This is a genomic window from Serratia sp. Sp408 (assembly GCF_057180665.1).
In genome coordinates this window covers 35422-54298 of record NZ_JBXUFT010000001.1, presented here as the reverse complement: position 1 = coordinate 54298, position 18877 = coordinate 35422, and the positions used below count along the sequence as shown (strand labels likewise).

Sequence of the window (18877 nt, the reverse complement as noted above, 5' to 3'; positions counted from 1 at the left end):
ACCCGGCTGGCGGGTTGGCGGCAGGTCATCTCCGGCCAGCGAGCTGCGGTTGGCCGGAGTGCGGCATGACGTCAGTCCAGACGCGGGTAGGCGTCGGCGATGCTGTCGCCGGTGAAATGCGCGATCCAGCCTTCCGGATTATCAAACAGACGAATGGCGGTGAAGTTCGGCGCGGATCCCATGTCAAACCAGTGGCGGGTATGAGCCGGTACCGAAATCAGATCGTTCTTTTCGCACAGGATCTGATAAATCCTGCCGTTCAGGTGCAAACAAAACAGCCCTGCCCCTTCGACGAAGAATCGCACTTCGTCTTCGCCATGCGTATGTTCCGACAGGAATTTCTGCCGCAGCGTCTCTCGCTGGAGATTATCCGGCCGCATGCTGATCACGTCCCAACTTTGATAGCCTTTTTCCGCCACCAGTCGATCGATCTCATGCTGATAGGCGGCAATCACCGCCTCCGGCTGCGGGTTGGCGCCCAAATCGCGATCCGCCTGCCAGCGTTCAAAACGCACTTCAATCTCTGCCAGTTGCCGCTGGATCGCCTCGGCGTCACGGCTATGCCATAGCGGCTGTTGCGGCTCACTGTCACTGAAAATGGTTAATCCACTCATCCGGCAAACTCCTCTATCACGATCTGATCGAAACGGTTAACTTGCGGATGCCGGCTCTGTTCGTCAGCGTCATCGCGGATCAGTTGGCAAGTGTGCCAACCGGCAGCGCGTGCAGCGTCCAGTTCCTGGCGTAGGTCAGATAAAAACAGCAGTTCCGCCGGCGCCATGCCAATCTGTTGGGCAATATTGCGGTATGAAACCTCTTCGCGCTTGGCGCCAACCCGGGTATCAAAGTAACCGCAAAACAGCGGCTGCAAATCGCCCGCCTCACTGTAGCCAAACAGCAGTTGCTGCGCTTGCACCGAACCGGAGGAATAGACGTACAGCTGAATGCCCTGTTGCTGCCAGGCTGCCAACTGCGCGGCGACCTCGGGGTACAGATGACCGCGAAAATCGCCGTCGTGATAGCCACTGCGCCAGATGATGCCCTGCAACGCCTTGAGCGCGGTGGATTTGCGATCTTCATCCATAAAACGATACAGCGCGGCAATCAACAGCGCGCTATCGGCATCCGGCTGCTCGAGCTCGCTACGCAATGCCGCCAGCGCGGCGGCCACTTCGGCCTCATCGGCATGTTGGCGAACATAGTCCGCCATACGCTCGCGGGCATACGGGAACAGCACCTGATGGACAAAGCGGATATCACTGGTGGTGCCTTCAATATCGGTAACAATGGCGCGGATCATTTCGCCTCCAGCAAACGTCGTTGCAGTTCACACTGGAACAGGAATTCCAGCCCTTCAAGATGACGGCGCGCCTCCGCAACCTGACGCCCCCAGCAATACAGGCCGTGGCCGCGCACCAGAAAACCATACGGGATCGGCGAGGTGGCCGCGGCGGCGGCCACCCGTTCGGCCAGACGGGGAATATCCTGATCGTTATCGAAGATCGGGATAATCACGCCGTCGAGATGGCTACGCTGCCCGCTGAGCGACTTTTGCATTTCATAACCCTGTAGCAGCAATGCGTGGCTTTTTTCCACCCGCGACAACACCGTGGCATTGACCGAATGGGTATGCAAAATGGCGCCGACCTGCGGGTAGAGACGGTAAATCAGCGTATGCAGCCCGGTTTCAGCCGACGGCGTACGGCCACTTGGTACATGATTGTCGGCGATATTCACCTGCAACAGGTCGTGCTCGCTCAGGCTACCCTTGTCCTTGCCCGATTCGGTCACCAGACAGCCTTCGGCATCCAGGCGCAGCGACATATTGCCACCGGTCGCCGGACACCAGCCCTTGTCGCCAATCCAGTGACAGGCCGCCAACAGCGCCTGCAGTTGTGAATTTTCCGTCATGCGATTCCCTGAAGATAGCCATCTAAACGTCTTGATTGCCAGATACTAACATCGTGGTGTATTGTCAGCAACATATGCATAACCCTAAATACTTCGATGCAGCATAACGGGGCACCAGACCAATCATGACTATTTCCGCACCGATTCCCGACAGTAAACTGCCCGCGCTCGGCACCACCATTTTCAGCCAGATGAGCGCGTTGGCGCAGCAGCATCAGGCCATCAACCTGTCGCAGGGCTTCCCGGACTTCGACGGCCCGGACTATTTGCAACAGCGGCTGGCGTGGCACGTCGCCCAGGGGGCCAACCAATATGCGCCAATGACCGGCGTCGCGCCGTTGCGCGCTGCAATCGCCGATAAAACCGCGCAGATTTACGGTTGGCAGCCGGATGCCAACGACGAAGTCACCATCACCGCCGGGGCAACCGAGGCGCTGTTCGCCGCCATCAGCGCGCTGGTACGGCCGGGCGATGAAGTGATCTGTTTCGATCCAAGCTATGACAGCTACGCACCTGCAGTAGAGCTGTCCGGCGGCGTACTCAAGCGCCTGCCACTACAACCACCGGCATTCAACGTCGACTGGCAACGGTTCGACGAACTGCTTTCCGCACGCACCCGTCTGGTGATCGTCAACACGCCGCACAACCCGTCCGCCAGCGCCTGGCGGGCTGATGACATGCAACGACTGTGGCAGGCCATCGCCGAGCGGGAAATCTACGTCTTGAGCGATGAAGTCTACGAGCATATCTGCTTTGCCCGCGGCGGCCATGCCAGCGTATTGGCGCACCCGCAACTGCGTCAGCGGGCAATTGCCGTTTCGTCATTTGGCAAAACCTTTCATATGACCGGCTGGAAAGTCGGCTACTGCGTGGCGCCGCCGGCGCTCAGCGCCGAAGTGCGTAAGGTGCATCAGTATCTGACCTTCTCGGTCAATACCCCGGCTCAGCTGGCGCTGGCGGATATGCTGCGCGCCGATCCGCAGCATTGGCAACAGCTGTCGGCCTTCTATCGTGCCAAACGCGACCGCTTCGTGCAGGCATTGAGTCACAGCCGACTGGAAATTCTGCCCTGTGAAGGCACATACTTCTTATTGGCAGATTACAGCGCGATTTCCGATCTGGATGACGTGGCGTTCTGTCGCTGGCTGACCGAACACGCTGGCGTAGCGGCAATCCCGCTGTCGGTGTTCTGCGCCGATCCTTTTCCTCATAAATTGATCCGGCTGTGCTTCGCCAAGCAAGATGCCACGCTGGATGCAGCTGCGGAGCGGTTATGTCGACTTTGAAAATCAGTCTGTTGCAACAGCCGCTGGTCTGGCGCGATGGCCCAGCCAATCTGCGCCATTTTGATCACCTGCTGTCGTCATTGGTCGGCCGCGATCTCATCGTGCTGCCGGAAATGTTCACCACTGGCTTCGCCATGGACGCCGGTGACAGCGCCTTGCCGGAGCAACAGGTGATCGACTGGCTGCACGGCTGGGCACGCAAAACCAATGCGCTGGTCGGTGGCAGCGTGGCGCTGAAGACCGGCGACGGCGCGGTGAACCGTTTCCTGCTGGTGGAGCCAGGCGGTCGGGTACACGCCTATGACAAGCGCCATCTGTTTCGCATGGCCGGCGAGCATCTGCATTATCAGGCCGGCAAGCGGCGCGAAATCGTCGAATGGCGCGGCTGGCGTATTCTGCCGCAAATCTGTTACGACCTACGCTTTCCGGTATGGTCGCGCTATGAACAGGATTACGATCTGGCGCTGTACGTCGCCAACTGGCCAGCGGCACGCAGCCAGCACTGGCAAACGCTTTTGGCGGCGCGAGCGATTGAAAATCAGGTGTACGTTGCCGGCTGCAACCGGGTTGGCGAGGACGGCAACGGCCTTAGCTACAGCGGCGACAGCCTGATCCTCAGTCCGCAGGGGGAACGGCTGGCCGAAGCCGCAGCGCATACCGCAGCCCGGCTGGACGCCGAGCTGTCGCTGGAAAATCTGCAAGGCTACCGTAGCGCCTTCCCGGCCTGGCGTGACGCCGACAGCTTCCTGCGTCTCGATTAAGCCGCCGGCCCGGCTGCCGCTCAGGAAACCTCTTCGCCAGCGGTGGCCGTGTCGCCGACATCGATACGGTTGAACAACAGGTTTAATGCCAACGCCACCAGGCACGATGCGCTGATGCCCGAATGCAGCAGGGTTCTCACCCAGTCCGGGAAACGATCGTAAAAGCTCGGCATGACGATCGGGATCATGCCGAAGGCGATCGCCGTCGCCACCACCACCAGATTCATATTGTCCTTATACTCGACTCGCGACAGCGTGCGGATGCCGCTGGCCGCCACCGACCCAAACAGTACCACGCCGGCGCCGCCCAACACCGGCAGCGGAATGCAGGCCACCACGGTACCCACCATCGGCAACACGCCAAGCAGTACCAGCAGCGCACCACCGGCACTGACCACGAAACGGCTTTTCACGCCGCTGAGCGCCACCAGACCGATATTCTGTGCAAACGAGCTCTGTGGAAACGAATTAAACAGCGGCGACAGCGCGCTGGCCAGCATGTCGGCGCGCAGCCCATTGGCGATGCGCCGCGGCCCCACCGGCGAGCCAACGATCTCGCCGACGGCGATCAGCCCGGCGGTGGTTTCGGTCAGCAACACCAGTACAATCAGCAGCATGGAAAAGATCGCCGCCGGTTCAAACGTCGGCAGGCCAAACGCCAGCGGCTGCGGGATCGCCAACCAGGTTCCGCCGCCCAGCGCTGAAAAATCAACCTTGCCCAGCAGCATCGCCGCAACGCAGCCCGCCACCATCGCCAGCAGCACCGCCAGACGTTTCAACGCTGGCGTACCCACTTTATTCAGCAACAGGATCACCGCCAGCGTAAAGGCAGCCAGACCGATATTGCCGGTCGATCCCCAATCCGCCGCCCGCTCATTGCCCCCCATCGCCCAGCGCACCGCCACCGGCATTAGCGACAGCCCAATGACCGTAACCACCGTACCGGTCACCACCGGCGGAAAATAGCGGATGATCTGCGCAAAGAACGGCACTATCAGCAACCCGATCGCCGACGCGGCAATCACCGCGCCAAATACCGCCGGTAAACCGCCGTCGCCGGTAACGATGGTCACCATGGTCGCCACGCCGGCGAACGACACCCCCTGTACCAACGGCAGGCGCGAACCGAACAGCGGCAGTCCCAGCGTCTGCAACAGCGTCGCCAGGCCGCTGACGAACAGGGCAGCGGCGATCAGCATGCCAATCTGCGGCGCATCAAGCCCGGCGGCAGAACCGATAATCAACGGCGGTGCAATAATCCCGCCGTACATGGTCAGAATATGCTGCAAACCGTAGGCAAAGGTTTTCCCCAGCGGCAGCCGCTGGTCTTCCGGGCGGCACGACGCCGCGCCCCGTTGTTGCGATAGAGCCATGGTGTCCTCGTCAATGTCAGTGAACGGCTAACGCGGCGAGTGTGCCGGCGCCTGGCGCGGATCAACTTCCGCGATAGGTTGAATACGCATACGGCGCGACCAGCAGCGGCAGGTGGTAATGCTGCGTGGCATCGCTGATGACAAAATCGATAATCGCCGTCGCGTACAGCGTGTCGCGCCCGGCGGCGGCAAAGTAACTGCCTAGATCGGCGCACAGGCGATAATGTCCGGCCGTCAGGCCCGAGGGCGTAAGATCTCCCACCCGGCCGTCGGCATCGGTGCGGCTTTCCACCAGCGTCTGCCATTGCTGGTTGTGGCTCAGTTCCAGCCAGACGCGTACCTGCGCGGCAGGCTTACCGAGCGCGGTATCAAGAATATGGGTGCTGATATTACTCATCGCTGAATAACTCCTTTAAACGCAGTTGAACGATTTCGCGCAGTTGCTCTGCCGTTTCCTGCTGCTCCTGCCGTGGGGTGTTCTGCAACCGCCGTTCCAACGCCTGCAAAATGGCCTGTCCGTCGCGGCCGGCGGCGCGGATCAGAAACACCTGGCCAAACTTCGCCTCGTAACGGCGGTTGCCGTCCAGCAACGCCTGCGCCAACGTCCGATCCTGCGCGTCGACCGCCGACTGTTCACGCGCCGACAACTGTGCTTCGCGCCCCTGGCCCTGCGCGCGCTCACCGATACGTGGATGCTGTGCCAGCGCCCGCGCGATCTCCTCTGGCTGCCACCGCTGCGCGGCCTGGGCGCCGCAGGCCAGGGCGCTGTCGCGATCGGCGAAAGGTCGCGCGGCCAGCACCGCGTCAATCCAGCTGTCGATGGCCACGCATGGGCGTAGCAATGCGGCCGCCTCCGCCACCGGCAAGGCGTTAAATTGTTGCAGTTTCATGCCGACGTCCCCCAGCTTTCCACCATCTGGCAATAGGCCCGAATCGCCGACGCCACGTCCGATAGCGTGACGGACTCATCAGGATGATGGCTAATGCCGCGATCGCAGCGAACGAACAGCATGCCAACCGGCCAGTGCTGGGCAATGGCGATGGCGTCATGCCCTGCGCCGCTGGGCAAGGCGATACTGCTGCCCTGCACCTGCATCACCGCACTATGCCAGCGCTGCTGTATTTCATCGTCGCAGGCGGTCGCGTTAATCCGGTAAAACTCTTCGCTGGCAAACTGCAGGCCACGGCGAGCGCATATGGCCTGCGCCTGCTGCAACAGGGTAGCCAACAGCGCCGCCAGCGGGCCGTCCTGTGGACCACGCACGTCGAGTGAAAGCTGCACCTGTCCCGGGATCACGTTGACCGCCCCCGGCAGGCTGTCGATACGCCCAACCGTCGCCACCAAATGCGGATCGCTCTCGCAGGTGAGTCGCTCCACTGCGACCATCCACTCGGCGGCGGCGGCCAGCGCATCCTTGCGCTGCGACATCGGCACGGTGCCGGCATGACCGGCCTCGCCACTGAAGGTGCAGTTCAGGCGCCGTGCACCGTTGATCGCCGTCACCACGCCGAGCGCCAGACCGGCCGCTTCCAGACACGGGCCTTGTTCGATATGCAGTTCCAGGTAGGCGCAAATCTCATGGTGGGCGCGCCTGGCTTCGCCAATTCTGTCCGGATCCAACCCGACATGCCGCAGCGCCTGCGCAACGCTGATGCCGTCGGCATCGGTGCGCGTCAGCCAGTCGGCAGGCCACTGACCGGTAACGCCTTTGCTGCCCAGCAGGGTGATGCCAAAGCGCGTACCTTCTTCGTCGGCAAAGCCGATCACTTCAATCGCCACCGGCAGACGGCGCTGCTGGACATGCAGATGCGCCACCACTTCCAACGCGGTCAGCACGCCGAGCATGCCGTCGTAACGGCCGGCGTTGCGCACCGTATCCAGATGCGACCCCAGCAACAGCGCCGGTGCATCGGGAGTCAGCCCTTCATAGCGACCGCAGATATTGCCGACGCTGTCTTGCCAAACCGTCATCCCCAGGCTGCGCATCCAGTCGCCCACCCGCTGATTGGCGCGCACATGTTCGGCGGACAGATACACCCGCGTCAGTTGGCCGGGGGTGGCGCTGATTTCCGCTAGCGCATCGCTGCGAGCCATTACCCGTGCTGCCGCCAGTTCGGCCGCTGCGGCGCCGATCCCCGTCGCCATCAGCAGTCCTCGCTCGCGTAAACGTTCCAGGCGGCTTGCAGCGCCTCCCCCTGCCGGCTGGCAAAGCCCAGACGATTGAGCACCGCTTCCAGCGCCGACAGCGTTTGCAGCACGCAGTCTTTGCGCGCGTTGTAGCCCATGGTGCCGATACGCCAGATCTTGCCCTGTAACGGCCCAAACGAGGTGCCGATTTCAATGGCGAAATCGTTGAGCATCATCTGACGTACCTGTTCACCGTGTATGCCGGACGGGATCACCACCCCCAATACGTTATTCATGCGGTTGGCAAGATCGCCGAACACCTGTAGCCCCATTCCCTGGATCCCTGCCAGCATTGCCGCGCCGTGCAGACGATGACGCGCAATGGTGTTATCCAGGCCTTCTTCCAGGATCACCCGGGCGCATTCGCGGGCGGCGAACAGCATGCTGGTCGCTTCGGTATGGTGATTCAGCCGCTCCGGCCCCCAGTAATCCATGATCATGCCCAGATCGAAATAGTTGGAGTAGATCATTTCGTCGTCGCCATCAGCATGTTCGGCGGTGCGGATGCCTTGTTCGACGCACTTGCGCCGACGCACCATTTCTGCGAACTGCGGACTGAGGGTAACCGGCGAACTGCCCGAAGGGCCGCCGAGGCATTTTTGCAGCCCGGCGGAGACCGCATCCAGCCCCCAGGCATCGCTCTCCAACGGGTTACCGGCAAACGACGCAGTGGCGTCGGTATAAAACAGCACGCCGTGGCGACGGCAAATATCCCCCAACTGCGCCAGCGGTTGCAGCATGGTAGTGGAGGTATCGCCCTGTACCGTCAACAGCAGACGCGGGCGCACCTTCTTGATGGCGTCTTCGATCCGATCGGCGCTGAAGACCTCACCCCACGGCGCCTCGATGGTGTGCACTTCAGCACGGCAGCGGCGAGCAATTTCACACAGCAAATGGCCGAAACGGCCAAATACCGGCACCAGCACTTTGTCACCGGGACGAATGGCGGAAACCAGCACCGCCTCGATGCCGGAACGGGAGGTACCGTCCACCAGCAAGGTCCAGCGGTTTTCGGTGCGGAACAGGGCGCGGTACAGCGCCATCACCTGGTTCATGTAACCGGTCATCGCCGGATCGTACTGGCCAATCAGCTGGCTCGACATGGCGCGCAGCACGCGTGGGTCGGCGTTGATCGGCCCCGGTCCCATCAGCAGGCGATGCGGCGGATTGATTTGATCGAATTGGGTGATATCTACCATGTTAATTCCTTACCAACTTAATAAGTTATTATCTTATGATGTCCGTTCACACATCTGACAGGCCGCGCACGGAAGCAATAAACTGTTTCAGTTCCTGCGTTTGCGGATTGGCGAACAGCGTGCGGCTGTCACCCTGCTCCCAGACTTTGCCTTGATGCATAAACACCACGCGATCGCCAACCTCGCGCGCGAAGTTCATTTCATGGGTGACCAGAATCAGCGTCATGCCCTCTTTTGCCAGTTGTTCCAACACTTTCAGCACTTCGCCCACCAGTTCCGGATCGAGCGCCGAGGTAATCTCATCGCACAGCAGCACCTTGGGCTTCATCGCCAGTGCGCGGGCGATCGCTACCCGCTGTTGCTGGCCACCGGACAGGCTGGCCGGTGAGTAATGCATCCGCTCCCCCAGCCCGACCTTGTGCAGCATTTCTTCCGCCAGTTGGCGACAGGCCGCCGGGCTTTGCTTCAGCACCCGGCGCGGTGCCAGCATCACGTTTTCCAGCGCGGTCATGTGCGGGAACAGATTGAAGTTCTGGAATACCATACCGATGGAACGGCTGATCTCTCGCGCCTGTGAATCGCGATCGGTGATGGTCATGCCGCCGAGCTTGATGCTGCCGTCCTGATAGCCTTCCAGCCCGTTGATACAGCGCAGCAGCGTACTTTTACCGGAACCGCTACGACCAATGATCGAAATCACCTCGCCCATATCGATATCCAGATCCACGCCCTTCAGCACATGGTTTTGGCCGTAATATTTTTGAACCTGATTAATGGTGATGAGCGGCATGGAATTTCTTCTCCAGATAATGACTGTAGCGCGACAGCGGGTAACACATCAGGAAATAGCCCAACGCAACCAGGCCAAACACCTTGAACGGTTGATAGGTGACGTTATTGAGCATGGTGCCGGCCTTGGTCAGTTCGACGAAGCCGATGATTGATGCCAGCGCGGTGCCCTTGATCACCTGTACCGAAAACCCGACGGTCGGCGCAATGGCGATGCGCACCGCCTGCGGCACGATCACCCGCAGCAGCGTCTGGCCAAAGCCCAGCCCGAGACAGCGTGCGGCCTCCCACTGCCCTTTTGGCAACGCCGCAATGCTGCCGGACCAGATATCCACCAGAAAGGCGCTGGTAAACAGGGTCAGCGCCAGCGCGGCGGCGGCCCATGGACTGACGTCAATGCCAAACAGCGCCAGTCCGAAGAACGCCAGGAACAATTGCATCAGCAGCGGCGTTCCCTGAAACAGCTCGGCATAGGCGCGCACCAGGCGCAGCGCCCAACGGCGTTTACTCAACCGCAGCAGCAACAACGGCAGCGTCACCAGCGTGCCGCCAAAAAATGCCGTCAGCGACAGCAGCAGCGTCCAGCGCGCCGCCAACAACAGGTTGCGTACGATATCCCAATCGGTAAACGTCAGCATCAGCCCTGACTCCCTAACAAGCGTCGCCCGGCGGCCAGCAGCAACTGGCGCATCAGCACCGACAACAGCAGATAAAATAGCGTGGTCACCAAATACACCTCAAAACTGAGAAAGGTGCGCGACTGAATCAGGTTGGCGGCAAAGGTCAGCTCTTCAAACGACACCTGCGACACCACCGATGAGCCCAACATCACGATAATGCACTGGCTGACCAGCGCCGGATAAATGCGTTGCAGCGACGGTGGCAACACGATACGCAAGAAGGTCTGGCTGCGGCTGAAGCCCAGCACCCGTCCGGCTTCCCACTGGCCTTTCGGCGTCACCTGGATGCCGGCACGAATGATTTCGGTGCTGTAGGCGCCCAGATTGATCACCATCGCCAGCAACGCCGCCTGGCCTGCGGTCAGTTTCCAGCCGAGACTCGGCAAACCGAAGACGATAAAGAACAGCTGCACCACAAATGGCGTATTGCGCACCAGCTCGACATACAGCCCCCATATCCGGCTTGTCATGCTTGGCCGGCCGCTGCGGATCGCCGCACCGACAATGCCCAGCGACACGCCCATCAGCGTTGCCAACGCCGTCAGCTCAATGGTGGTCAGCAACCCGGCCAACAGCTCGGGCATAAACGGCCACAGGGCGGGAAAGTTCAGCTGATAGGTCATGGGAGACTCCCGTCACGCGCCAAGGTTGGCCGGCAGTGGCGCTTTCAGCCATTTTTCCGACAGGCCGTTCAGCGTCTGATCCTGCAACGCCTGTTCGATCAGCGCATCCACCTTCGCCTTCAGCGCCGGTTCCCCCAGCCGCAGCCCGACATAACACGGTGAATCCTTCAGCATGAATTTGGCCACCGGCGCCTTGGCCGGATTTTGCCGAGCGATGGCGCTCACCACCAGATTACCGGTGGCCACAAACTGCACCTGCCCAGACAAATAGGCCGACAGCGTGGTGTTGTTGTCTTCATAGCGTTTGATTTGCGCGCCTTTCGGTGCGCTGTCGCTCAGCACCATATCTTCTACCGCGCCACGGGTGACGCCGATGGTTTTGCCGTCCAGCGCGGCGGGATCTTTCAGCGCCTCGGCTTGCGGGCCGAATACGCCAAGGAAGAACGGCGCATAAGCTCGGCTGAAAGCGATGGCCTTTTCACGCTGCGGATTTTTGCCCAGGCTAGAGATCACCAGATCCACTTTGTTGGTTTGCAGATACGGCACCCGATTGGCGCTGGTTACCGGCACCAGCTGCAACTTTAGTTTCATCTTGTCGGCCAGATACTGCGCCATATCGATGTCATAACCCTGCGGCTGCAAATCGGTGCCAACCGAACCAAACGGTGGAAAATCCTGCGGCACGGCAACCCGCAACACGCCGCGCTGCTGGATGTCTTGCAGTTGATCGGCCTGTACCGCGCCGGCCTGAGCCATCAGTACGATGGCGCCCAATGCGGTGACCCAAATTCTCTTGATGCTCATAGATTATCCCCGATGGTGAAATGATGAAACAAAAGATTCTTTGATTCAAACATTGCAACTAATGTGCCAATGAGAACGCTCGCCAGCGTCGGGATGAAAGAGGGAGTAATTTACGGTAAATCAGGCGTTATTTTGCCGTTAATCAGCGAAGGGAAAAACGCCTTCCATGGCAAGATGCGCACCAAAAAAGTGCGTTAGCACCAAAACAGCGCTGACTCAGCGCTGTTCCAGTTCGTCAAGATCGTCGTACAGATCGGCAATCTGATGGATGCGCTGGCGCCCTTGCGCCAGCATTTCATGCAGCAGGGCATTGCTCAGCAGATTGGCCAGACTCATGGCGCTGGCGTAGTTGTCAAACGCCGATACGCTGTCCAACGGCGCGGCCAAATGCCAACTGGCCAACGGCAGCAGCGCCTGCGCCTGCGGTTCGCATATCAGCAGCGTCGGCACCTGGCGACGCTGCAATTGCGTCAGCACTGCCCGTAACTGGCGCGGACGACGGCGAAACGCCACCACGATCGCCACATCCTGCGGGCTGACGTCCACCAGCTCCTCCGCCAGCGTTTGCCCCGGCTGCGGCAGCAACAGCACATCGCGCCGCACCTGCAACAGTTGCTGACGCAGGTGCATCGCCACCGGGTAGCCGTTGCGCCACCCCATCAACACCACGCGTTTTGCCTGCGCCAACGCGGCGATCACCGCGCCGAACTGTGAGGCGTCGAGCTGATTGACCCAGGCGGTCAGATTGGCCATTTCCTGTTTGTAATGGCGCGCCAATAGCGTATTGCCCTGCACCGCATCGCGATTATCGGTGAGCGGCAACCCGCTTTGCCGCAGGGTGCGCAATTCGTCGCGCATCGCCCGGTAGCTGGCGTATCCCAGCCGCTTGAACAACCGGCTGACGGTAGCCTTGGACACGCCGCTCAACCTGGCAAGTTCAGCACTGTTATAACTGATCAGGTCATCAAAATGGTCGATGATAAAATCCGCCACCCGCTGCTCCTGCGGCGTCAACTGCGGATATTCGCTACGCAAGCGCTCATCAATCTGCTTCATTTCTGCCTAGCCCCACGCTGTAACCTTTGTTTCAGCGGAGCCTAGCATATTTCCCCTGCTGCATCGCAAAATCATTGCGCCCACCGCCAACCGCGTAAATCTGGAACGGCTCTTGCTTAACCCAGTCAGGGAAAGCATAAAAAGGGCCATAAGATGATTAACAGTAACAGCGCACCACTGGGGATGGCCGTCACGCCGCATCACCTCGCCAGCGAAAGCGCCTTGGCGATCCTGCGTAAAGGCGGCAATGCCATCGAGGCGATGGTGGCTGCGGCCGCCGCCATTGCGGTGGTGTATCCGCATATGAACGGTCTGGGGGGCGATGGCTTCTGGCTAATCGTGCCGCCACAGGGCGATCCACTGGCCATCGACGCCAGCGGTGCCGCCGGCTCGCTGGCCACGCTGGCGCTGTATGCCGGAGAACAACGGATCCCGCATCGCGGGCCAAAGGCGGCATTGACCGTCGCCGGCACGGTCGGCGGCTGGCAGGAAGCGCTGGCGTATGCCGCCGAGCTGGGTGGCAAACCGCTGCCGCTATCCAGTCTGTTGGCCGATGCCATCCGCTATGCGGCAGACGGCATCCCGGTTACCGCCTCGCAGGAAGCCGCCACCCGCAGCAAGCGCCATGAATTGGCCGACCTTGAGCATTTCGCGCAGATTTTCCTGCCGCGCGGCGAGATCCCGCGTTGTGGGCAGCGCTTCTGCCAACCGAAGCTGGCGGAAACCTTGATCACCCTTGCCGAACAGGGTCTGGACAGTTTTTATCGCGGCGAGCTGGCCCAGCGCATGGCCGCCGACATGACGCTGTTGGGCATGCCGCTCACCGCACAGGATCTGGCCACTTACCGGCCACGCCGCCGTACGCCGTTGCGCCTGGCGCATCAACAAGGAGAGGTGTTCAACCTGACGCCGCCGACCCAGGGTCTGGTATCACTGGCGATCCTTGGCCTGGCCGACCGCCTGCCGCTGGCCAGGCAGAGCGAGGGGGCAACGGTACACGCCATTGTTGAGGCCACCAAGCTGGCGTTCGGCTTGCGGGATCGTCACATCACCGATCCGGCTCATATGACGCAGGATCCGCAGGCGCTGCTGGAAGCCGATCGTCTCGATCTTCTGGCACGGCAGATCGATGGCGAGCGTGCCGCCGACTGGGGCAACGGCAAAGGGCCTGGCGATACCGTGTGGATGGGAGTCATGGACAGCAGTGGGCTGGCGGTTTCCTTTATCCAGAGTATTTATCATGAATTCGGCAGTGGCGTGGTACTGCCCAACAGCGGTGTACTGTGGCAAAACCGCGGCGCGTCCTTCAGCCTCGACGCCGGACATTTGCTGGCGCTGGCGCCGGGCAAGCAGCCGTTCCATACTCTTAACCCGGCCGCCGCACGTCTTTACGACGGCCGTACGCTGGTCTACGGCGCCATGGGCGGCGACGGCCAGCCGCAAACACAGGCGGCGGTGTTTATTCGCCATGTGGTTCAGGGACTTCCCTTACAGCAGGCGATCAGCGCGCCGCGCTGGCTGCTTGGTCGCACCTGGGGCGACAGTTCCGACTCATTGAAGCTGGAAAGCCGGTTTGGCGCAGAGACCATCGACTACCTGCGCCAACGCGGGCATCAGGTGGAACTGTTACCGGACTTCAGCGAGGCGGTTGGCCACGCTGGCGCCATCGTGCGCCATACCAATGGCATGCTGGAAGGCGCGTTCGATCCGCGCAGTAACGGCAGCGCCGCCGGCTTTTAATCCCTGGCCATCATGGCTGAACCACAATGAGGCGTTTTTAATGAGTAGCCCAAACAATATACTGCCTGCTGCCGACTGGGCAGCCTATATCCGCCAGATGGAAGCGGTGCTGGCGCTGGAACTGGACGAGGCGCGCCGTCAGGAACTGCTGACCCAGTTCCAGCGCATTGCCGCCATGGCGCAACCGCTGATGGCGTTGCCGCTCGATCAACGTGTAGAAATCGCCGGGGTGTATCGCGCATGAATTCGTTAAGCCAATGGTCGATCGCCGAGATCCGCACCGCACTACAGCAAGGTGCGATTTCCGCACGAGAAATTGCCCAGCAGACGCTGGAAGGCATCGAGGCTCACAACCCGGCGCTAAACGCCTACACCCAGGTGACCGCTGAACGCATGCTGAGCGAGGCCGAAAGGCTCGATCGCGCTCGCGCCAACCGCCAGCCGTTGCCGAGCCTGGCGGCTATCCCCTACGCGGTAAAAAACCTGTTCGACGTCGCCGGTGAAACCACGCTGGCCGGCGCCAGCCTGTTTAGCGATCGCGCCCCAGCCCGGCACGACGCCTGGGCCATCAGCCGCCTGGCCGATCGCGGCGCACTGCTGTCCGGCATGCTGAACATGGACGCTTACGCCTACGGTTTCACCACCGAAAACAGCCACTACGGCGCCACCCGCAACCCGCATGACAGATCGCGCATCGCCGGTGGTTCTTCCGGCGGTTCGGCAGCGGCGGTCGCCGCCGGACTGGTGAGTTTTTCTCTGGGCAGCGACACTAACGGATCGATCCGCGTTCCGGCGTCGCTGTGCGGCATTTATGGGCTGAAACCGACCTTTGGCCGTCTGTCGCGCAGCGGTAGCCAACCGTTCGTCGCCAGCCTGGACCATATTGGTCCGTTCGCCCGCCGGGTGCGCGATCTGGCGGCGGTTTACGACGCGATGCAAGGCACCGATGTCAACGATCGTTTTCAGGCCGAAAAACCACTGACGCTGACCGAGTCTCTGCTGCCGCGCGGCCAGCAGGGGTTACGCTGCGCGGTGCTCGGCGGTTACTTCCAGCAGTGGTGCGATGAGGACGCCAAAACGGCGGTGCGCCACGTGGCGCAAGCGCTGGAAGCCACGGAGGAAATCACCCTGCCACAGGCGGAGCTGGCGCGTTCGGCGGCCTTTATCATCAGTGCGGCAGAAGGTGGCAACCACTATTTACCGTATCTGCGCAGTGAACCGACACGCTTCGAACCCAACTCGCGCGAACGCCTGTTGGCCGGTGCCATGCTGCCGTCCGCCTGGTATGTGCAGGCACAGCGTTTCCGCGCCGATTTTCAACAGCAAACGCTGCCGCTGTTCAAGCAATGGGATATTCTGATTGCCCCGGCCACCCCATGTTGCGCGACGCCGATTGGCCAGGAAACCATGCGCATCAACGACGCCGATTTACCGATCCGTGCCAGCATGGGCATGCTGACACAGCCGATTTCGTTTCTCGGTTTGCCGGTGGTTACCGTGCCGCTAAAAACCGCCGGCGGTCTGCCGATCGGCCTGCAGCTGATCGCCCCGCCGTGGCGCGAAGATCTGGCACTGCGTGCCGCCCACGCCTTGGAACAATGCGGTATCAGCCATTGCGCGCTGCCGTGCCAACAGGAATGAACTGATGAAAACTGACTATATTGACCGCCCGGCGGTAGTGGCCGAGGTCACCGCAGCCTTTTATCGCTACGAACAGGCGCTGATCGGCAATGACATTGAAACCCTGGATGCGCTGTTCTGGCATGACGGCCGCACGGTACGCTATGGCGCCAGCGAAAACCTGTACGGCATCGAGCAGATCCGCGATTTCCGTCGCCAGCGCCCTTCCGCCGGGTTGGACCGCCGACTGGAAAATACCGTCATCACCACTTACGGCGACGATATGGCAGTGGCCAGCACCGAGTTCCGCCGGGAAGGCAGTGAGCGCATTGGTCGCCAGATGCAAACCTGGGTCAAACTGCCCGTCGGTTGGCGCATCGTGGCGGCACATGTCAGCCTGATGGGCTAGACCGTATGGACAGGTGCTGCGGTTGGTTGTAAAGCGACCAAAGGTATTACCTTTAGCTTATCGAGACCACTTATGGCGACGGCAACCTCCATCAAAATTGATGACGCGTTAAAACAGCGGGTACAGCATCTGGCGCAAACTCGCCAACGCTCCGCGCACTGGATGCCGAATTCAGAGAGTGGCCGATCGGTTTTGGCAATAGCGGCTATATCGCGCTGTACCATTTTGACGGCCGCAACGCGGTACTGCTGGCAGTACGCCACCTGGGCGAAGCCGGCCGGCTATTCAGCACCAGTAAGCCATAAAATTCACCGTTGAGCGGTCCAAATCGCATTCACCTATCAGGTAACGTCGCAACGCCTTGACGGTGGAGGATTCGGCAGCCACCCAGGCATAAAACCCGCCGGCGCCCTGTGCCCGCTCCCACAGCAGATCGCCGCCCAGGCTGTTTTCCGCCAGCGACTGTGCCGCCGTGCGCGCCGAGGGCGGAATATCCACCCGCTGGCGCACCGCTTCTACCAACAAGGTACCGTGCAATTGCTGCTGACCGACGTCACGCGGCAGCCAAAATACCTCGGCGAACGGAAACTGCGCCACGCTGATGCAGTCGCCGGCCACCGGCACCTCAAAGAATGCCTGCACGCGCGGCGGATTGGCCCACTGCGCCAACTGCTCGAGAATGCCCATCGCTGCCGGCAGCGCGGTTTCATCGGCAATCAATAATCCCTGCTGCATCTGCGGGGGAGCTACCCATTCATAGCCGCCGCTGTCGCCGTCAAAATCGGCGTTGGGCGCCACCACCTGGAGGGTGTCCCCCGGCGTCGACTGCAAGGCCCAGCGCGATGCCGGGCCGTTAACCCCATGCAACACAAACTCCACGTCCATTTCGTTGCAATCGCAGCGCAGCGCGCGCAGGGTATAAGTGCGCATCACCGGCCGCTGCGCTTTGGGTATCGCCATATAATGACGATACCAGTCGTCGCTGTTTTCCAGCCGCAGCGTCTGACCATCCTCCGCGGCGAACAGCAGCTTGATGCGCTGATCCGGCGCTTCCAGCTTCATGCGATTGACCTGCGGGCCGCTGAATACGCAGCGCAGTAACGATGGAGAAATCTGTCGTTTCTCCTTTAACGTAAGATCAAAAACTCGATAACTTGCGGACATCTCAATACTTCTCCCGCGATGGTGCAATAATGCGTTGCTGCTGCCACAACCAGCCGCTCAGGCCGCCCAGCAAAACCGCCATGACCAGTGCCGTCGCAATCAACTGCGACTCACCATAAAATTTGGCCACCACCGGCACCATCAGTGCGCTCAGACCGTAGCCCAGCGTATGGCTGGTGGCGATAACCCCAGAGCCTTTTCCGGTCGATAATTTGTCGTTCAACAACAGTTGGTAACCCGGCGTCGCCATTGCCGCGCCAAACGATGTCAGCGCACAGCCGAGATAAAACAGCGCCAGCGGCGACGCGCACATCAGCGCCAGTCCGGCAATCATCAATAGCGCCGCCCACAACAGCAGCGACGCCGGGGCGAAACGCTGTGGCCGCACCACCAGAAACTGCGCCAGCAGCGTACAACCGGCGGCAACGCTGAGCAATATCGCCACATGATGACTGACGGTGGTGGCGGAATGGGCGAACAGCCGGCCCAAGTGCGGCGCCAGTCCCAGTTGCATCAGGCTGACCGACGCCGCCAGCAGCAGCGCGCATAACAGGTACGGCAACATGTGCCATTGCAGACGATTTTGCTGCTGGGCTACCGGCGGCAGCGGCGGATCGTTACGCTGACGGCACACCACCAGCAAGGCAACCAGCGGCGCCAGCGCCATCAGCCACAGCGGCGCCATCGGATCAAGCGACAAGGCCAGCGCGGCACACAGCGGGCCGAGCAAGCGCCCGCAACTGAGCCCGGAACTGATGGTTGCCAACGCCGCCATGCGCTGTTGGTGACCGGCGCGCTGCAACGCCCAGGTCTGGCTGGCCGGCACCATACCGGAAACCGTCAGGCCATAAATCACCCGGGCAACGATCAGTCCGCCCAGCCCCAGCAGCGGCGACAGCCAACCGGCCGCCAGCCCCCAGACCGCCAGCGCCATCAGCGCAAAGCTGAACAGATAGCCGGCCAGCGCCATCAGCACCACGTATTTGCAACCACGAATTTCGGACTGCCGCCCCCAATAGGGCGAACCAATCAAAAACAGCATCGAGCCCAGCGTTAACAGCCCCGCCCATACCGACAGCGACAGTTGAGTCATGCTGACCAACACCGGCAGGGCCACCAACAAACCATTTTGTCCAATGCCCAGCAGTCCGGCGCAAAAGGCCAACGGCCAGTTGGAAGGAGACGTATTCCCATTGGAGAGAATATCAGACGACGGCGATGTGCTCATGTAATGTAATGAAACCGTTAAGAAAGTGAACGTTTACTGTATGATT

General features: G+C 61.0%; 21 protein-coding genes. 6 read left to right on the top strand and 15 right to left on the bottom strand.

Annotation, left to right across the window (positions count from 1 at the left end; all coding sequences use genetic code 11):
• Nucleotides 1-71: 71 nt before the first annotated feature.
• The 3 genes from AC2AXP_RS00295 to AC2AXP_RS00285 are packed head-to-tail and all read right to left on the bottom strand — an operon-like array spanning nucleotide 72 to nucleotide 1911.
• Nucleotides 72-614: a 1,2-dihydroxy-3-keto-5-methylthiopentene dioxygenase gene (locus tag AC2AXP_RS00295; RefSeq protein ID WP_004954965.1), complete on the bottom strand. Its 543-nt coding sequence runs from the start codon at nucleotides 612-614 to the stop codon at nucleotides 72-74.
• Nucleotides 611-1300, bottom strand: coding sequence for an acireductone synthase (gene mtnC, locus AC2AXP_RS00290; protein ID WP_273872254.1), 690 nt, complete (start codon nucleotides 1298-1300; stop codon nucleotides 611-613). Before mtnC ends, AC2AXP_RS00295 begins: the two co-directional genes overlap by 4 nt.
• Nucleotides 1297-1911 carry a methylthioribulose 1-phosphate dehydratase gene (locus tag AC2AXP_RS00285; RefSeq protein ID WP_198773406.1) on the bottom strand — a complete coding sequence of 205 codons (615 nt, stop codon included), beginning with the start codon at nucleotides 1909-1911 and terminating at the stop codon, nucleotides 1297-1299. Before AC2AXP_RS00285 ends, mtnC begins: the two co-directional genes overlap by 4 nt.
• 125 nt (nucleotides 1912-2036) lie before the next feature.
• Here AC2AXP_RS00285 and AC2AXP_RS00280 point away from each other — a divergent pair, with 125 nt between their 5' ends.
• Both AC2AXP_RS00280 and AC2AXP_RS00275 read left to right on the top strand, forming a co-directional pair.
• Nucleotides 2037-3197 (top strand): pyridoxal phosphate-dependent aminotransferase, encoded by a 1161-nt coding sequence (locus AC2AXP_RS00280; protein WP_371902221.1) that lies wholly within the window; start codon nucleotides 2037-2039, stop codon nucleotides 3195-3197.
• Nucleotides 3185-3958, top strand: coding sequence for an amidohydrolase (locus AC2AXP_RS00275; RefSeq protein ID WP_004954976.1), 774 nt, complete (start codon nucleotides 3185-3187; stop codon nucleotides 3956-3958). Before AC2AXP_RS00280 ends, AC2AXP_RS00275 begins: the two co-directional genes overlap by 13 nt.
• 20 nt (nucleotides 3959-3978) lie before the next feature.
• Here AC2AXP_RS00275 and AC2AXP_RS00270 read toward each other — a convergent pair whose 3' ends face one another.
• The 10 genes from AC2AXP_RS00270 to AC2AXP_RS00225 form a co-directional block, all read right to left on the bottom strand.
• Nucleotides 3979-5331, bottom strand: coding sequence for a nucleobase:cation symporter-2 family protein (locus AC2AXP_RS00270; protein WP_004954978.1), 1353 nt, complete (start codon nucleotides 5329-5331; stop codon nucleotides 3979-3981).
• 61 nt (nucleotides 5332-5392) lie between these two features.
• Nucleotides 5393-5728 carry a hydroxyisourate hydrolase gene (uraH, locus tag AC2AXP_RS00265; RefSeq protein WP_198773409.1) on the bottom strand — a complete coding sequence of 112 codons (336 nt, stop codon included), beginning with the start codon at nucleotides 5726-5728 and terminating at the stop codon, nucleotides 5393-5395.
• The gene (uraD, locus tag AC2AXP_RS00260; protein ID WP_273872251.1) at nucleotides 5721-6221 is read right to left on the bottom strand and encodes a 2-oxo-4-hydroxy-4-carboxy-5-ureidoimidazoline decarboxylase; all 501 of its coding nucleotides are present in this window, start codon (nucleotides 6219-6221) and stop codon (nucleotides 5721-5723) included. Before uraD ends, uraH begins: the two co-directional genes overlap by 8 nt.
• Nucleotides 6218-7477 (bottom strand): allantoate amidohydrolase, encoded by a 1260-nt coding sequence (hpxK, locus tag AC2AXP_RS00255; protein WP_484381360.1) that lies wholly within the window; start codon nucleotides 7475-7477, stop codon nucleotides 6218-6220. Before hpxK ends, uraD begins: the two co-directional genes overlap by 4 nt.
• Nucleotides 7477-8718: a pyridoxal-phosphate-dependent aminotransferase family protein gene (locus AC2AXP_RS00250; RefSeq protein WP_449145299.1), complete on the bottom strand. Its 1242-nt coding sequence runs from the start codon at nucleotides 8716-8718 to the stop codon at nucleotides 7477-7479. The genes hpxK and AC2AXP_RS00250 overlap by 1 nt, the downstream gene beginning before the upstream one ends.
• 46 nt (nucleotides 8719-8764) lie before the next feature.
• Nucleotides 8765-9508, bottom strand: coding sequence for an amino acid ABC transporter ATP-binding protein (locus tag AC2AXP_RS00245; RefSeq protein WP_198773412.1), 744 nt, complete (start codon nucleotides 9506-9508; stop codon nucleotides 8765-8767).
• Nucleotides 9489-10145, bottom strand: a complete 657-nt coding sequence (locus AC2AXP_RS00240; RefSeq protein ID WP_004954989.1) for an amino acid ABC transporter permease — start codon at nucleotides 10143-10145, stop codon at nucleotides 9489-9491. The genes AC2AXP_RS00245 and AC2AXP_RS00240 overlap by 20 nt, the downstream gene beginning before the upstream one ends.
• Entirely contained in the window at nucleotides 10145-10810 is a 666-nt protein-coding gene (locus tag AC2AXP_RS00235) for an amino acid ABC transporter permease (RefSeq protein ID WP_484381359.1), read from the bottom strand. The genes AC2AXP_RS00240 and AC2AXP_RS00235 overlap by 1 nt, the downstream gene beginning before the upstream one ends.
• Before the next feature lie 12 nt (nucleotides 10811-10822).
• The gene (locus AC2AXP_RS00230) at nucleotides 10823-11614 is read right to left on the bottom strand and encodes a transporter substrate-binding domain-containing protein (protein ID WP_004954996.1); all 792 of its coding nucleotides are present in this window, start codon (nucleotides 11612-11614) and stop codon (nucleotides 10823-10825) included.
• Nucleotides 11615-11830: 216 nt separating this feature from the next.
• Entirely contained in the window at nucleotides 11831-12670 is an 840-nt protein-coding gene (locus AC2AXP_RS00225) for a MurR/RpiR family transcriptional regulator (protein ID WP_004955001.1), read from the bottom strand.
• Between the two features lie 153 nt (nucleotides 12671-12823).
• Here AC2AXP_RS00225 and AC2AXP_RS00220 point away from each other — a divergent pair, with 153 nt between their 5' ends.
• Genes AC2AXP_RS00220 through hpxZ form a run of 4 tightly spaced genes read left to right on the top strand, consistent with a single transcriptional unit; the run spans nucleotide 12824 to nucleotide 16439 of the window.
• Nucleotides 12824-14410, top strand: coding sequence for a gamma-glutamyltransferase family protein (locus tag AC2AXP_RS00220; protein WP_198773414.1), 1587 nt, complete (start codon nucleotides 12824-12826; stop codon nucleotides 14408-14410).
• Nucleotides 14411-14450: 40 nt separating this feature from the next.
• On the top strand, nucleotides 14451-14654 hold the full coding sequence (hpxX, locus tag AC2AXP_RS00215) for an oxalurate catabolism protein HpxX (protein ID WP_198773415.1): 204 nt from the start codon (nucleotides 14451-14453) through the stop codon (nucleotides 14652-14654).
• The gene (locus AC2AXP_RS00210) at nucleotides 14651-16051 is read left to right on the top strand and encodes an AtzE family amidohydrolase (RefSeq protein WP_004955009.1); all 1401 of its coding nucleotides are present in this window, start codon (nucleotides 14651-14653) and stop codon (nucleotides 16049-16051) included. The genes hpxX and AC2AXP_RS00210 overlap by 4 nt, the downstream gene beginning before the upstream one ends.
• Before the next feature lie 4 nt (nucleotides 16052-16055).
• Nucleotides 16056-16439 (top strand): oxalurate catabolism protein HpxZ, encoded by a 384-nt coding sequence (hpxZ, locus tag AC2AXP_RS00205; RefSeq protein WP_004955010.1) that lies wholly within the window; start codon nucleotides 16056-16058, stop codon nucleotides 16437-16439.
• Nucleotides 16440-16724: 285 nt separating this feature from the next.
• Here hpxZ and AC2AXP_RS00200 read toward each other — a convergent pair whose 3' ends face one another.
• Nucleotides 16725-17603 (bottom strand): siderophore-interacting protein, encoded by an 879-nt coding sequence (locus AC2AXP_RS00200; RefSeq protein ID WP_039991095.1) that lies wholly within the window; start codon nucleotides 17601-17603, stop codon nucleotides 16725-16727.
• A gap of 1 nt (nucleotide 17604) precedes the next feature.
• Nucleotides 17605-18831, bottom strand: coding sequence for an MFS transporter (locus AC2AXP_RS00195; protein WP_039991097.1), 1227 nt, complete (start codon nucleotides 18829-18831; stop codon nucleotides 17605-17607).
• Nucleotides 18832-18877: the final 46 nt, after the last annotated feature.

Excerpts from the sequence above, each read along its gene's own strand:
- AC2AXP_RS00295 (WP_004954965.1), bottom strand. The coding sequence starts at position 614 with ATGAGTGGATTAACCATTTTCAGTGACAGTGAGCCGCAACAGCCGCTA.
- mtnC (WP_273872254.1), bottom strand. The coding sequence starts at position 1,300 with ATGATCCGCGCCATTGTTACCGATATTGAAGGCACCACCAGTGATATC.
- AC2AXP_RS00285 (WP_198773406.1), bottom strand. The coding sequence starts at position 1,911 with ATGACGGAAAATTCACAACTGCAGGCGCTGTTGGCGGCCTGTCACTGG.
- AC2AXP_RS00280 (WP_371902221.1), top strand. The coding sequence starts at position 2,037 with ATGACTATTTCCGCACCGATTCCCGACAGTAAACTGCCCGCGCTCGGC.
- AC2AXP_RS00275 (WP_004954976.1), top strand. The coding sequence starts at position 3,185 with ATGTCGACTTTGAAAATCAGTCTGTTGCAACAGCCGCTGGTCTGGCGC.
- AC2AXP_RS00270 (WP_004954978.1), bottom strand. The coding sequence starts at position 5,331 with ATGGCTCTATCGCAACAACGGGGCGCGGCGTCGTGCCGCCCGGAAGAC.
- uraH (WP_198773409.1), bottom strand. The coding sequence starts at position 5,728 with ATGAGTAATATCAGCACCCATATTCTTGATACCGCGCTCGGTAAGCCT.
- uraD (WP_273872251.1), bottom strand. The coding sequence starts at position 6,221 with ATGAAACTGCAACAATTTAACGCCTTGCCGGTGGCGGAGGCGGCCGCA.
- hpxK (WP_484381360.1), bottom strand. The coding sequence starts at position 7,477 with ATGGCGACGGGGATCGGCGCCGCAGCGGCCGAACTGGCGGCAGCACGG.
- AC2AXP_RS00250 (WP_449145299.1), bottom strand. The coding sequence starts at position 8,718 with ATGGTAGATATCACCCAATTCGATCAAATCAATCCGCCGCATCGCCTG.
- AC2AXP_RS00245 (WP_198773412.1), bottom strand. The coding sequence starts at position 9,508 with ATGCCGCTCATCACCATTAATCAGGTTCAAAAATATTACGGCCAAAAC.
- AC2AXP_RS00240 (WP_004954989.1), bottom strand. The coding sequence starts at position 10,145 with ATGCTGACGTTTACCGATTGGGATATCGTACGCAACCTGTTGTTGGCG.
- AC2AXP_RS00235 (WP_484381359.1), bottom strand. The coding sequence starts at position 10,810 with ATGACCTATCAGCTGAACTTTCCCGCCCTGTGGCCGTTTATGCCCGAG.
- AC2AXP_RS00230 (WP_004954996.1), bottom strand. The coding sequence starts at position 11,614 with ATGAGCATCAAGAGAATTTGGGTCACCGCATTGGGCGCCATCGTACTG.
- AC2AXP_RS00225 (WP_004955001.1), bottom strand. The coding sequence starts at position 12,670 with ATGAAGCAGATTGATGAGCGCTTGCGTAGCGAATATCCGCAGTTGACG.
- AC2AXP_RS00220 (WP_198773414.1), top strand. The coding sequence starts at position 12,824 with ATGATTAACAGTAACAGCGCACCACTGGGGATGGCCGTCACGCCGCAT.
- hpxX (WP_198773415.1), top strand. The coding sequence starts at position 14,451 with ATGAGTAGCCCAAACAATATACTGCCTGCTGCCGACTGGGCAGCCTAT.
- AC2AXP_RS00210 (WP_004955009.1), top strand. The coding sequence starts at position 14,651 with ATGAATTCGTTAAGCCAATGGTCGATCGCCGAGATCCGCACCGCACTA.
- hpxZ (WP_004955010.1), top strand. The coding sequence starts at position 16,056 with ATGAAAACTGACTATATTGACCGCCCGGCGGTAGTGGCCGAGGTCACC.
- AC2AXP_RS00200 (WP_039991095.1), bottom strand. The coding sequence starts at position 17,603 with ATGTCCGCAAGTTATCGAGTTTTTGATCTTACGTTAAAGGAGAAACGA.
- AC2AXP_RS00195 (WP_039991097.1), bottom strand. The coding sequence starts at position 18,831 with ATGAGCACATCGCCGTCGTCTGATATTCTCTCCAATGGGAATACGTCT.